Source organism: Streptomyces sp. NPDC088097 (assembly GCF_044741845.1).
In the GTDB taxonomy this organism is placed as follows: domain Bacteria; phylum Actinomycetota; class Actinomycetes; order Streptomycetales; family Streptomycetaceae; genus Streptomyces.
In genome coordinates this window covers 266,109-278,534 of record NZ_JBIUTJ010000001.1, presented here as the reverse complement: position 1 = coordinate 278,534, position 12,426 = coordinate 266,109, and the positions used below count along the sequence as shown (strand labels likewise).

Below are 12,426 nucleotides of genomic sequence, written 5' to 3'. Positions count from 1 at the left end.
GGACCAGCGCGCTGCCGTCGGCGTGCTCCCCGTGGACCGCCCACCATGCGCGCCAGTCCGGGACCCCGGAGCCCGCGCGCGCCCGCTCCATGCCGGCGTGCCGGTGGGCGTGCTCGGCGGCGTCGATGCGCGGGGTGCTCGGATCCGGCATGTGGTCGGCGTTCATGAAGAGCCCGCCGGACCGCACCAGGGGCGCGAGCCGCCCGTACAGCGCGGCCAGGTCCTCGCTCGGGAGCGGCCCGCGGGAACCGTTCGAGGAGCCGGTCCGTGATACTTCCCGTACCGCACGCCAGGTCCAGCACCCGGGGAGCGGGGCCCACCAGGGCCTCGACCATGTCCGACATCACCCGGAAGCGTTCCTCGCCGTCGGGCATGTACCACTCCTGTTGGCGGTCCCGGCTGTCCTGCCAGGCTCGCCAGTCCGCCCCGATCGGGCCGGTCACCGCGTGAGTCGTCCCGGAACCCTCCCTACGTAATACCCTCGAAGACATCTCGGCCGTTACGTGGACACCGCCGACCCCCATCCGCAGCCGTAAGGACTACAAGTGGAATTGGCCCATTACTCGGACTACGCGGTGCGCCTGGTCAACACCGAGGAGCCGGCCCGCGGCAAGGACTCGCTGACCTCGGTGAACGACGTCCGCGCCCTCTTCGGGGCGAGCGTGCAGATGGCGCGCAGGGTCACCGACACCGACGTGACCCGCTTCCGCAACGTGCGCGGTCGGCTGCGCACCGTCTTCGAGGCGGCCGACGGCGGGGACCACGTCCTCGCCGTGGACCTGCTCAACTCCCTGCTCATGGAGTTCCCGGTCAGCCCACAGGTCTCCGGCCACCAGCTCGTCGGCCCCGACGGCCGCCCCGACTGGCACATCCACCTCGCCGACCACCCCTCGAACGCCTCCGCCGGCTACGCCGCCATCGCGTCCATGGGACTGGCCTTCCACCTCACCGAGCACGGCCCCGACCGCCTGGGCCTGTGCCAGGCCCCGCCCTGCCGCAACGCCTACCTCGACACCTCCACCAACCGCTCCCGGCGCTACTGCTCCGACCGGTGCGCCACGCGCGCCAACGTCGCCGCCTACCGCGCCCGCAAGCGACTGGAGGCCGAGACGTCCGCGAGCACCGGCCGCACCGCCGACAAGGCCCAGGACAGCCGCGCCCTCAGCGAGGCCCGATCCGCCGGGCGCGGCCGGTAGCGCAGCACGACCGTCGCCAGTACGAGCTCCTCGGGCACCGCCCCGAAGTCGGTGCTGTCGCCGCTCTCGTTGAACGGGTTGTCGCCGAGCACCCACCAGCCGCCCGGCCGCCGCTCGACCGCCCGTTTCACCACGAGGAGGTCCTGCTGGAGGGGGTGGAGCAGCACCACCACGTGCCCCGGTCGGACCAACGCCCCGTGACGGACCACGAGCCGGTCCCCGTTCTCCAGGGTCGGCACCATCGACGGACCGTCCACCTCGGCGAGCCCCCAGAGTCTCTTGGGGCGTCCGTCCCGCACCGTCACCCGCGCCGCCTTCTTCACCATGTCCGGCCTCCTCGTTCCACCCCGCATGCTGCCGCAGAGTCCCGTACGTTCGCTCACCGCGCCCCGGTGCGGGCTGGACTTTTGTCCTAAGCCCACGGGGCCGCCCGCGAATTCCGCCCCGTCAGCGAGTAATCTCCCCTCTTGAGAAGACGATCACGAGGAGGACCCACTCCAATGCTTTCCCGCTTCTTCGCCCCCAAGGTGAAGGTCTCCGCCCACTGCGACCTGCCCTGCGGCGTGTACGACCCCGCCCAGGCCCGTATCGAGGCCGAGTCGGTCAAGGCCGTCCAGGAGAAGTACCAGGCCAACGACGACGCGGACTTCCGCGCGCGCGCCATCACCATCAAGGAGCAGCGCGCCGAGCTCGCGAAGCACCACGTGTCGGTGCTCTGGAGCGACTACTTCAAGCCCCCGCACTTCGAGAAGTACCCCCAGCTCCACACCCTGGTCAACGACACCCTGAAGGCCCTCTCGGCCGCCAAGGCGTCCAACGACCCGGCCACCGGCGCCAAGGCGCTGGAGCTCATCGCCGAGATCGACCGGATCTTCTGGGAGACCAAGGCCGCCTGATCCAGGCCTTGCCCGTGGTGACGACGGAGGGGCCCGACCGTTCGCGGTCGGGCCCCTCCGTCGTGCCGTCGGCCGCCGGGGCGCGCGCCCCCGCGGACGTGCGGCCTACTCCTCGTCCTCGTCCTCGTCGTCGAGGCGGGCCAGCCAGGTCGCCAGGCGTTCCACCGGGACCTCGAAGTCGGGGTTGAGGTCGACGAAGGTGCGCAGCTGCTCGGCGAGCCACTCGAAGGTGACCTCTTCCTGGCCGCGCCGCTTCTCCAGCTCCTCGATGCCGCGATCGGTGAAGTACAAGTCGGGCTCCGTGCCGTGTCGTGGTGGGGGTGTTTCCCGCCAGGATAATCCGGGTCCCGGAGACACCTCCCACCCTCCCGGCCCCGCGACTAGCCTGGAACGCCTGACGGGGCCATCGGGGGACGGGGGACGGCGGATGCGTGACGGGCGCGCGGAAGGCTCCGGGCGCGCCTTCGAGCTCCTGGAACCCCTCGTCCGGGCGGCCACCGTACGCGTCCACGCGCCTTCCGAGGGGTATGAGAGCCCCGGCGGCAATCTGTCCGGACCCACCTGGGGCAGCGGCTTCTTCGTCGCCCCCGGCTGGGTCCTCACGTGCGCGCACGTGGTCGGCGAAGGAGGTCCTGCGGTGCGCCTGGCGGGACGTTTGGTGGGCATCACCTTCCAGGCCGGGGCCGACGGCTCCAGCGGGACGGCCACCGGGCGCGTGGAGTGCGTGCTGCCCGAGCGCCTCGACGAGCAGCGACCCGGCCGACGCGCCCTGTGGGACCTGCCCGACCTGGCGCTGGTGCGGGTGCTCTCGCCGATCTCGCACGCCTGCGTGTGGCTCACCGACCGGGCCGGACCCCGGCTGGAGGAGGCCGCCTACTTCGGCTGCACCGAGGAACTGGGCCTGTCCGAGATCACCGGCCGCACCACCCGGTTGCGCGGCACCGCGGCGGGCGGCGCCGCGATCCGCCTCGGCGACGAGGACGAGATCGAGGCCGGCATGTCCGGCGGCCCCGTGGTGGACCTCGTACGCGGAGAGGTCATCGGCGTGGTCAAGGCCCGCCGGCACGGGACCGGCGGCGGGGTCGCCGTGTCCGTCGCCCAACTGCGGACCCTGCCGATGACGGCGACCGGTCAGACCGGCCTCTACCGGCGGGTCATGCAGGCCCACGACCTCTACCACTACGACCGGCACCTGAGCGACTACGACAGCCGCCGCACCTGGACCGACGTGCACGGCGAACTCGCCGACCTCCACGGGGACCGGTACGGGGCGCGCGAACGCCTCGACCCGACCGAGCGGACCATCCTGTGCGGGCTGCTCGCCGAACTGCCCGCGCCCGGCTCCTCCGAGGCCGTCCGCGCCCTCGTCGAACAGGCCCGCGGCGAGGATTCCGCCGCCACCACGCCCGCCCCCCTCGCCTGGCGCGACGGCCTGGGGCTGCTGCACGATCCGCCGGGCGCCGACGGGGAATCCGCGGCCATGCTCCGCTACGCCACCGGCGTGAGCGTGGCCCAGCACCGCGAGCCGCCCTCACCGGGCGCCGACGAGGAACTCTGGGACTGGATCCGGGGCACCGCGGTCCGGCTCGGCCGCCCGCTGCGGCGGGAGCTGGCCGAGCGCCGCGACCGGGGCCTGGTCGAACGCGAGCGGCGCCGCCGCGCCCTGGCGGGGCAGGGGGCCCACGGCCCGGCCCGGCGCGCCGGAGGACTGCCGACGGGGCCCTCGGTGCTGCTCCAGGTGTGGCGGCACGGCTGGGAGCCCGGCTACGACTGGCGGGTCTCGACCCTGGCCGGACCGGCCCGGCCCGAGTGGGTCGACCCGGTGGGCGCCGGGGTCGCGGACAGCCTGGACCACCTGCCGAGGCTGCCGGAGCCCCTGCGGGCCGCCCTCGCGGAGGGGTTTCGCCGGTGCGACACCCACGAGGCGGCCGCGCTGCTCGAAGTCGCCGTGGAGCCGGAGCTGTTCGGGCTGGCGGTGGACGGCTGGACGGTCTCGGGCGGGGTCCCCGTCGGGGTGCAGCGGCCGGTGGTGTTCCGTCATCCGTACGGGGACACGGGCCCGGTGGCCGCCCGGCGGTGGGAGCGGGTGCGGTTCGGGCCGCCGCTGGACCAGCGGGCCGATTGCGCCGGGGGCCGGCCGCGCAGCCCCTCGCCCGAGTGGCTGGAGGCACTGGCCGACCACACCGTGCCCGTGCTGTGCCGGGCGCCCGACCGCGAACCGACCCTGGGAGCCCTGCACTTCGCACGGGGCGCCGGCTACGGGGTGGCGTTCTGCCGCACGCCCCCCGGCGACCCGGGGGAGTCCTGCGCGCCGTTCCACCGGGGTCTGCGGGAGGAACTGGCCGAGGCGGGCCGGGGCGCCGTGCTGCCGGTGCGCCTCCAGGCTTTGCGGGCGCGGACGCACGGGGGCGACCCCGACGCCTACTGGGCGGTCGGGACCGCCCTGGTGTGGGACGACCCGGGACGACCGCTGCCCGAGGACGAGCCGCTCCAGGGGGACCTGTGAGCGGGCCGGGCGGGCGGCGCGGGGACTTCGGGGCGGTCACCCGCCCCGGTGGATGCGGGCGTTCCGGTGGACGGGAGCGCTCCGGGGGACAAGGGCGCTCCGGGGGCGGTGGGCGCTCCGGGGGAAGCGGGCGGGGCACGTGGTGCGGGCTTCTTGGGAGGGAACGGCCGTGAACGAGGAATGGCTCATCTACCGGGGCGTGGGCGAGCCCCACGACGGCATCGGGGCACTCCCCGACCCGCCCCCCTGGCGGGACTTCGACGGCGGCCCCGTCGTGGAGCCCGCGGGCGCGGCGGCCGTCCCCGACGGGAACGTGGCGCGCCGGCTCGGCGCCCACCGGCAGGCCGCCGAACTCCACCGGCCCGAACCGGAGGAACTGGAGGCCATCAACGCCGCCCTGTACCTGCGCAGGCCGCTGCTGGTCACCGGCTACCCGGGAACGGGCAAGTCCACGTTGGCCCACGCGGTGGCCCACGAGCTGAAGCTCGGCCGGGTGCTGCGCTGGCCGGTGGTCTCGCGCACCGTGCTCCAGGAGGGCCTCTACCGCTACGACGCCCTCGCCCGGCTCCAGGACGTACAGCTCTCCGCCCAGGGCGGCCAGGTGGCGGGGGGCACCCCGCCCGGGATCGGCAAGTACATCCGGCTCGGCCCGCTGGGGACGGCGCTGCTGCCCACGGCGCGGCCCCGGGTGCTCCTCGTCGACGAGCTGGACAAGAGCGACATCGACCTGCCGAACGACCTCCTCAACGTGCTGGAGGAGGGCGAGTTCACCCTGCCCGAGCTGGAGCGGGTCGCCGACTCCGAGCCCGAGGTGCAGGTGCTCACCGACGACGGGGCGAAGGTCGCCGTCCGCGACGGCCGGGTGCGCTGCCGGGCCTTCCCCTTCATCATCCTGACCAGCAACGGCGAACGGGACTTCCCCGCCGCCCTGTTGCGCCGGTGCGTCCAACTCAAGCTGGGACAGCCCGGCGAGAAGCGGCTCGCCACCATGGTCACCGCCCACCTGGGGGAGGAGGCCGCCCGGCTCGGGGCCGACCTGATCCGCGAGTTCCTCAGCCGCTCCCGCTCCGAGCTGGTCGCCGCCGACCAACTGCTCAACGCCATCTACCTCACGCACTACGCCTCCCCACCCACCCGGGAGGACCTCGCGGACCTGCTCATCCAACGCCTCGACCGACCGAGGTGAGCGCCCGTGCCCGCTGACCCGGCGATCCGCGACCTGGCCGGTCTGCTCAGGGCCGCCGGGCTCGACCCCTCCTCCGAGGAACTCGCCGACGCCCTCTGGCTGGCCGGCCACACCCGCGCCGCCGCGCGCACCGCCGCCGCCGAGGGCCCGCGGTCGGCCGGCGCCGACGCCCCGGGAGCCGACGGGGATGGGGCGCGGTCGCCACGGGGCGGGCCGGACGGGTCGCGGGACGCCGAGCCGCGGCCCGGCCCCGACCCGGCGCGGGCGGAGGTCGACGACCCCGTCCGGCTCTACGCGCCCCGACCGGGTGGGGAGCCCGGAACCGACGCGGGGACCGAGGTCCCGGTCGAGGGCGGGGTGCCCGTACGGGTGCCCGGGGCCGCCGCGCTGCCCCGGATCCTCGACATCCAGCGGGCCCTGCGCGCCCTCCAGCGCCACCGGCCGCCCGGCCCGCCCGTACGGACCGCGCTCGACGAGAGCGCCACCGCCGACGCCAGTGCCCGGGCCCTCGGCCTGGTCATGCCCGTCTTCCGGGCGGAGAGCCGGCGCGAGGCGACCGTACGCCTGGTCATGGACGCCTCCCCGTCCATGGCGGTGTGGCAGGAGATGTTCGAGGAGCTGCGGGCCGTGTGCGAACGGCTCGGCGCCTTCCGGGACGTCCAGGTGCACTACCTGCACCGGCTCCCGGAGGGGACGGCCGCCGTCGGACGCGGCCCCGCGCCCGGCTCCGCGCGCGGCTCGGCCGACCAACTGCGCGATCCCGCCGGACGGACCCTGACCATGCTGGTCTCCGACTGCGCCGGACCGCTGTGGCGGGAGGGCGAGGCGCAGCGGCTCCTGTACCGGTGGGCCGAGTGCGCCCCGTGCGTGGTCGTCCAGCCGCTGCCGCAACGGCTGTGGAACCGCAGCTGGCTGCCGACCGAGCGCGGGGCCCTGGAACGCACCGAGGGCGGCGCCGGCAGGCTGCGGTTCCGCCCGGACCGGGACGCGCGGCCCGGACAGCGCCCCGGCGGCCTCCCCGTGCCCGTGCTGCCGCCGAACGCCACCGCGCTCGGGGCCTGGGCCCGGCTCGTCGCGGGCCTGGGCACCGGACCGGTACCGGCCGAGGTGGGCCGCGTCCACGCGCACCACCCCGCCGCCGCCCTCCCGCCGCCCCGGGCCGCCCGGCCCCCGCGCGAACTGGTGCGCCGCTTCCGCTCCTCCGCCGCGCCCGGCGCCGTACAGCTCGCCGTGTACCTGTCGGCCGCCCCGCTGACCCTGCCCGTGATGCGGCTCGTGCAGCGCACGATGCTGCCCGACTCGGAGCCCTCCGACCTCGCGGAGGTACTGCTCGGCGGGCTGCTCCGGCGCAGTGGGGACGCCCCCGGCCAGTGGTACGAGTTCGTACCCGGAGTCCAGGACGTGCTGCTGGGGCCGCTGGGGCGGGACGAGGCCGCGCTGGTGCTCAAGCACTGCTCGGAGTACGTCCGCGCGCACTTCGGCCGGGGCGTGCGCAACTTCCCCGCGCTCGCCGTCTCCCAGCTGACCGGCGCCCCCGCCCCCGACACCGCCGAGGAGGCCGGCCCGGTGCCCGCGGGGCGGCTCCCGCAGGCCTTCGCCGAGGTCTCGGCCAAGGTCGTGCGCCGCTATCTGCCCGGCCCCGCCACGGGCGAGGACGACGAACCCGCCGACCCGCCGCCGCAGGGCCCCGACCGGGCCTGGTGGCTGCGGGCCGCCCGGGAGCGCCTCGCCGACGGGGAGGCCCGCGCCCTGTACGAGGCCGCCGCCCTGCTGCGGCGTGCCGTCGCCGCCCCGCCCGCGCCCGAGGATCCCCCGGAGGAGGCCGAGACCGAGCTGGCCGGGACCCTGCTGCGGCTGTGGGCCCTCCAACGGGACCCCGAGCTGCTCGCCGAAGCCGGCCGTACGGTGGCCGGCCCGCGCACCCCGCCCGCCCGCGCCGCGCTGGCCCGGGTGCTCCACGAACGGGCCCTGGCCGGCCCGCCCGACCCGGCGTTGCTGGCCGAGGCCGACCGGGAGTTCGCCGTGGCGGGCGCCGAAGCCGCCGATCCGGAGCTGCGCCGGGACTGCGCGGTGCGGCGCGCCCGGACCCTGGTCGTGCTGAGCGGGCTGCGGGACGACCCCGGGCCGCTGGGCGAGGCGCGGGCCGCCCTGGAGGCCCTGGCCCTCCCGGAGGGCGACTCCGCCCACCCCGAACTGCGCCTGGCCCTGGGCCGGGTGCTGCTCGCCCTGCTCCCGCGCACGGGGGACCCGGCCGAACGCACCGCCCTGGCCGAAGGGGCGGCCGCCCACCTCTCGGCGGCGCTGGCCCGGCTCCTGCGCCCCGAGCCCCGGGACCCGGCGGGCGCGGCCCCGGAGGCGGGATCCGGCCGGGAGCCGGGAGCGCCGGCGACGACCCCGGCGGGGAGCGGCGGCGCGGCCCCGCCCCCGGACCCCGGGCCGGCGCGCCCCGCCACCCCCGCCGAGCGGTCCCGGCGGGCCCGGGTGCGGGTGGAGCTGGCCGGGGCCCTCAGGTACCTGCCCGGGCGGCTGGAGGAGGCCGCCGCGCAGCTCGCCCAGGCCCTGGAGGAGGCGGGGGCGGAGGCCGGACCGCGGCTGGCCGGGCTGCTGGAGCTGGCCCGGGTGCACCGCGCCCGGTACGCGCGGGACGCCGACCCGGTGGCCCTGGAGGACGCGGCCGAGGCGTACGGCCGGGCCCGCCGGCTGATCCCCCGGGACGGGGACGCCTTCGCCGAGTTGCTGCCCGAGTGGGGCGACGTACTCCTGGAGCGGGCCGGGGCGGCCGACGGGCGGCCCTTCGCCTCCACCGCCGTACGGGTGCTGCGCGACAGCCGCTCGGCGGTCCCGCAGTCCGCGCCCGGAGCGGCGTACCGGCTGCTGCGGCTGGCCTCCGGGCTGCGCCTGCGGCACGGCTACGAGGGGGACCTGGTCGACCTCCGCGAGGCGGAGTACCTGCTGGAGCTGGCCGCCCGACAGGGCCGCGGCGCCCTGGAGCGGGCCCGCGCCTGGCGCGACCACGGGGACGTCCAGCAGGAGATCCACGCGCACACCCGCGCCGTGGACCGCCTGGACCGGGCCGCCGACTCCTACCGGCGGGCCTGGCGGGCCGCCCTGGAAGCCGAGAGGGACGAACGTCTGGCCGACGCCACCGCCCTCCAACTCGCGGCCCGCGTGCAGGAACTGCGCGGCGAGGTCCTGGAACGGCTCGCGCGCCCCCGCGCCGCCGCGGACGCCTACCGGGCGGCGCTGGAACTGTGGCAGGGCCTCGCCCCGCAGCGGGGGGCCGACGACCCGGGGCCCGAACGGGTCCGGGCCCTCCAGGCCCGGATCCACGCCCTGGAGGACGGCCTGTCGGCCCCGCGCGCCCCGTGAACCGCTTCCGTGCGCCGTTTCCCCCGACCGGGCGACGGGAAAGGGCTGGGGACGACCACACGCGATTTCCGGGGACGACCGCATACGACAGGGGGACGGGCAGCCCATGGTGACCGGACGTCAGGAAGTGGCACGACCGACGGCGCGGACGTCGCCCCCGGTGGACCCGGCGGCCTCGGTCGACCCCTCGGGGGCCCGCCCGTGTCCCGGGCGGCTCCCGGACCTCTCCGGGCTCGACCTGGCCGCCCTGCGCGGCATCGACCACCCGGTGCTCGCCGAGATCATCGCGGGCATGGTGGAACGGGTCACCCACCCCGCCGAGATCCTCAACGCCTTCGACTCCGGGGTCGCCTGACCGCCGGCGCGGGGGAGTTGACCACTTTCCGCCGTTAGCCGGCCCGGTCCGCAGGGCAGGGATGGACCGTCCGCGGGGGGCACCTCCCGGCGATCACCGGGGGCGGGAGGTACAGCGATGGGCCAGGCGATCACGAGCGGTCCCCCGCTGCCCGCCCGACGGACCCCGCCCGCGCCCTCGGTCGACGACCGGCACGCCCGCCACGCCCCCTGGCCGCACACCCGCCTCGACGTGCCCGCCCTGCGGGCCGCCGGCCACCGCCCGCAGCCCATCCGGCAGTTCGTGCTCAAGACCCACAGCCGCTGCAACCTCGCCTGCACCTACTGCTACGTCTACGAGATGGCCGACCAGGGCTGGCGGGACCGCCCCGCCGTGATGGACCGGGACACCGCCCTGCGCGCCGCCGAGCGGATCGCCGAGCACGCCGCCACCCACGCCCTGCCCCGCGTGGACCTCGTCCTGCACGGCGGTGAACCCCTCCTGGCCGCCCCCGCCGCCCTCGCCGCCCCCGTGGAGGCCGTACGGGCCGCCCTGGCGCGGCGCGCCCCCGGCACCCGGACCACCGCGAGCGTCCAGACCAACGGCACCCTCCTGACCCGGGGCCGGCTCGCCGCCCTGACCGACGCCGGGATCCGGGTCGGCGTCAGCCTCGACGGGGGCCTGCCCGCGCACAACGCCCGCCGCGTGGACCATGCCGGACGACCCGGCTTCGGCGCGGCCGTCCGGGGGCTGCGGCTGCTCGCCCGCCACCCCGAGAGCTACGCCGGCGTGCTGTGCGTGGTGGACCTCGACCAGGACCCCGTGGAGACGTACGAGTCCCTCCTGTCCTTCGCCCCGCCCTCCATCGCCCTGCTGCTGCCCCTGGCCAACTGGAGCGCCCCGCCGCCCGGCCGCGGCGGGCACGCGACCCCGTACGGGGACTGGCTCCTCGCCGTCTTCGAACGTTGGTGGCACGACGGGGTGCGGCGCACCCGGATCCGCCTCTTCGAGGAGGTCATCGCGCTGCTGCTGGGGCTGCCCGCCGCGACCGAGACCCTGGGCCTGGCCCCCGCCACCACCGCCGTCGTCGAAACCGACGGCAGCATCGAACAGACCGATTCGCTGAAGTCCGCGTACGAGGGGGCGGCCGCCACCGGGATGACCCTCGACACCCACAGCTTCGACGAACTGCTCGACCACCCCGGGTTCGTCGCGCGCCAGCTCGGCCGGGAGGCCCTCGCCGAGGGCTGCCGGGCCTGCGAGCTGGTCGAGGTGTGCGGCGGCGGCCACTACCCGCACCGCTACCGCGCCGGGGAGGGCTTCCGCCAGCCGTCCGTGTACTGCGCCGACCTCCAGGCCGTCATCCGGCACATCGCCCGCGCGCTGCACACGGCCGCCACGACAGGACAGACCGCGTCATGAACCACCGCACCGAAGCCGAAGCCGAAGCGCACGCGCAATCCGGAGGGGCCGGAGGGGCCGGAGGGGTCGCAGCGGGAGCCGCGGCCCGGACCGAGCGCGCCCGCGACGCCGACGCCGACCCCGGCCCGCGGGCCACCCCCGCCGCGCCCGCCCGCGCCGCCGCGCCCCGGCCCGCCGGCCCCGCCGTTCCCGCCCAACCGGGCGGCCCCGACGGCCGGGACGCGCGCTTGGCCCCGCCCCCGGACCTGGCCCCCTTCGCCGTCGACTCCCGCACCCTGCGCGCCCTCGCCTCCACGGAACCCTCCGCCGACGGCACCCGCCTCGTGCGGGCCGTCCGCCGCTCCAAGCGGCTCGTCCTGTTGCGCGCCGTCCTCGACGCCGCCCCCGGCGGGGAGGCCGCCGAGCGGTGGGCCCTGCTGGAGGAGGCCGAACGCCAGGACCCCGAGGCCGTGCACGACGTCCTGCACTACCCCGCCACCGGGGTCTGGGCCGAGGAGACCCTGCGTCGTCTGCACGCCCCGCACGGGCCCGCGCCCGACCTCGGCCACCTCGGCGCCCTCGCCGTGGCCGCCGCCCTGCGCGCCGGGATCACCTTCAAGACCACCCTGCGCCCCGTACACGGCCGCCTCGTGCTGCCCACCCTCGGACTGCTGCGCCCCGACCGGCTCGGCGCCCTCGCGCTGACCGAACGCTCCTGGGAGGCCGCCGCCGACGCGGTCCCGCTGCACGTCCTGCCCGGCGGGCACACCGCCCTCGACGACCTCGACCCGTACCGCGCCCCGGTCGGCGGGCACCCCGTCTCCGCGCGCCCCGCCCGGCGGCTCACCCCCAAGGGCCACAAGCGCTGGGACACCCAGTGGGCCGGCGCCCTGACCCTGCTCGAACGCTACGACTCCACCCGCGCCGAGGAGACCGCCCTGCTGCTGCGCTCCGTGGTCCCCCTGGGCGGCGGCGCCCGCTCCAGCGGCGCCACCCTGCCCGCCGCCGCCGGCGCGGTCCTGGCCCGCGCGCAGGCCCCGCCGGCGCTCGCCGCGACCCTGGTCCACGAGGTGCAGCACGGCAAGCTGACCGCCCTCGCCGACGTCCTCACCCTGCACACCGCCGACCGGGTCCCGCGCCACTGGGCGCCCTGGCGGGCCGCCCCCCGACCGCTCGACGGGCTGCTGCACGGGGCCTACGCCCACCTGGCCCTGGCCGGGTACTGGCAGCGGGCCGCCCTGTACGGGGCGCGCGGCGCCTGGGCGCAGCACGCCCGGGTCCGCGCGCAGGTCGCCGCCGTCCTGCCCGTCCTGCGGGCGCACCCCCGACTGACCGTCGCCGGAGGGGAGTTCGTCGACGCGATGGCCGCCGCCGAACGGGCCATGGACGAACTCCCGCCGCCCGGGGACCAGTACGCCACGGCCCGCCGCACCCTGGACCGCGAGCGCCGCGCCTGGTGCGAGAGCCACCCCGAACTCGCCCCGTTCGCGGGGGGTTGAGACGGCGTCGTACGGGCCGGCGGCGCCGTCCGCGCGGTA

At 76.9% G+C, this 12,426-nt stretch carries 10 protein-coding genes and 1 pseudogene; 8 read left to right on the top strand and 3 right to left on the bottom strand.

Annotated features, from left to right (window positions below):
• Positions 1-13: 13 nt before the first annotated feature.
• Positions 14-491, bottom strand: a pseudogene (locus ACIOD1_RS01195) (SAM-dependent methyltransferase); the annotation flags it as partial.
• 54 nt (positions 492-545) lie between these two features.
• On the opposite strand from ACIOD1_RS01195, the gene ACIOD1_RS01190 reads away from it, so the two are divergent.
• The gene (locus ACIOD1_RS01190) at positions 546-1,196 is read left to right on the top strand and encodes a CGNR zinc finger domain-containing protein (protein WP_365618509.1); all 651 of its coding nucleotides are present in this window, start codon (positions 546-548) and stop codon (positions 1,194-1,196) included.
• Here ACIOD1_RS01190 and sodX read toward each other — a convergent pair.
• A complete protein-coding gene (sodX, locus tag ACIOD1_RS01185; RefSeq protein ID WP_365618506.1) occupies positions 1,079-1,522 on the bottom strand; it encodes a nickel-type superoxide dismutase maturation protease in 444 nt (147 codons plus the stop codon). The genes ACIOD1_RS01190 and sodX overlap by 118 nt on opposite strands.
• A gap of 174 nt (positions 1,523-1,696) precedes the next feature.
• Between sodX and sodN the strand changes: the two genes are divergently transcribed.
• Positions 1,697-2,092: a superoxide dismutase, Ni gene (gene sodN, locus ACIOD1_RS01180; protein ID WP_267012273.1), complete on the top strand. Its 396-nt coding sequence runs from the start codon at positions 1,697-1,699 to the stop codon at positions 2,090-2,092.
• A 105-nt stretch (positions 2,093-2,197) separates the two neighbouring features.
• On the opposite strand, the gene ACIOD1_RS01175 is transcribed toward sodN, so the two are convergent.
• Positions 2,198-2,383 (bottom strand): DUF6104 family protein, encoded by a 186-nt coding sequence (locus ACIOD1_RS01175; RefSeq protein WP_365618503.1) that lies wholly within the window; start codon positions 2,381-2,383, stop codon positions 2,198-2,200.
• 136 nt (positions 2,384-2,519) lie between these two features.
• Here ACIOD1_RS01175 and ACIOD1_RS01170 point away from each other — a divergent pair, with 136 nt between their 5' ends.
• The 6 genes from ACIOD1_RS01170 (at position 2,520) to ACIOD1_RS01145 (ending at position 12,387) form a co-directional block, all read left to right on the top strand.
• The gene (locus tag ACIOD1_RS01170; protein ID WP_401899478.1) at positions 2,520-4,598 is read left to right on the top strand and encodes a trypsin-like peptidase domain-containing protein; all 2,079 of its coding nucleotides are present in this window, start codon (positions 2,520-2,522) and stop codon (positions 4,596-4,598) included.
• Between the two features lie 169 nt (positions 4,599-4,767).
• Entirely contained in the window at positions 4,768-5,784 is a 1,017-nt protein-coding gene (locus ACIOD1_RS01165) for a MoxR family ATPase (RefSeq protein ID WP_365618498.1), read from the top strand.
• Positions 5,785-5,790: 6 nt separating this feature from the next.
• Positions 5,791-9,153, top strand: a complete 3,363-nt coding sequence (locus tag ACIOD1_RS01160) for an SAV_2336 N-terminal domain-related protein (protein ID WP_401899476.1) — start codon at positions 5,791-5,793, stop codon at positions 9,151-9,153.
• Between the two features lie 106 nt (positions 9,154-9,259).
• Positions 9,260-9,508 carry an FxSxx-COOH cyclophane-containing RiPP peptide gene (gene fxsA, locus ACIOD1_RS01155; protein ID WP_365618492.1) on the top strand — a complete coding sequence of 83 codons (249 nt, stop codon included), beginning with the start codon at positions 9,260-9,262 and terminating at the stop codon, positions 9,506-9,508.
• A 117-nt stretch (positions 9,509-9,625) separates the two neighbouring features.
• On the top strand, positions 9,626-10,909 hold the full coding sequence (locus ACIOD1_RS01150) for an FxsB family cyclophane-forming radical SAM/SPASM peptide maturase (RefSeq protein ID WP_365618489.1): 1,284 nt from the start codon (positions 9,626-9,628) through the stop codon (positions 10,907-10,909).
• Positions 10,906-12,387 (top strand): aKG-HExxH-type peptide beta-hydroxylase, encoded by a 1,482-nt coding sequence (locus ACIOD1_RS01145; protein ID WP_401899473.1) that lies wholly within the window; start codon positions 10,906-10,908, stop codon positions 12,385-12,387. The genes ACIOD1_RS01150 and ACIOD1_RS01145 overlap by 4 nt, the downstream gene beginning before the upstream one ends.
• The last annotated feature ends 39 nt before the right edge of the window (positions 12,388-12,426 follow it).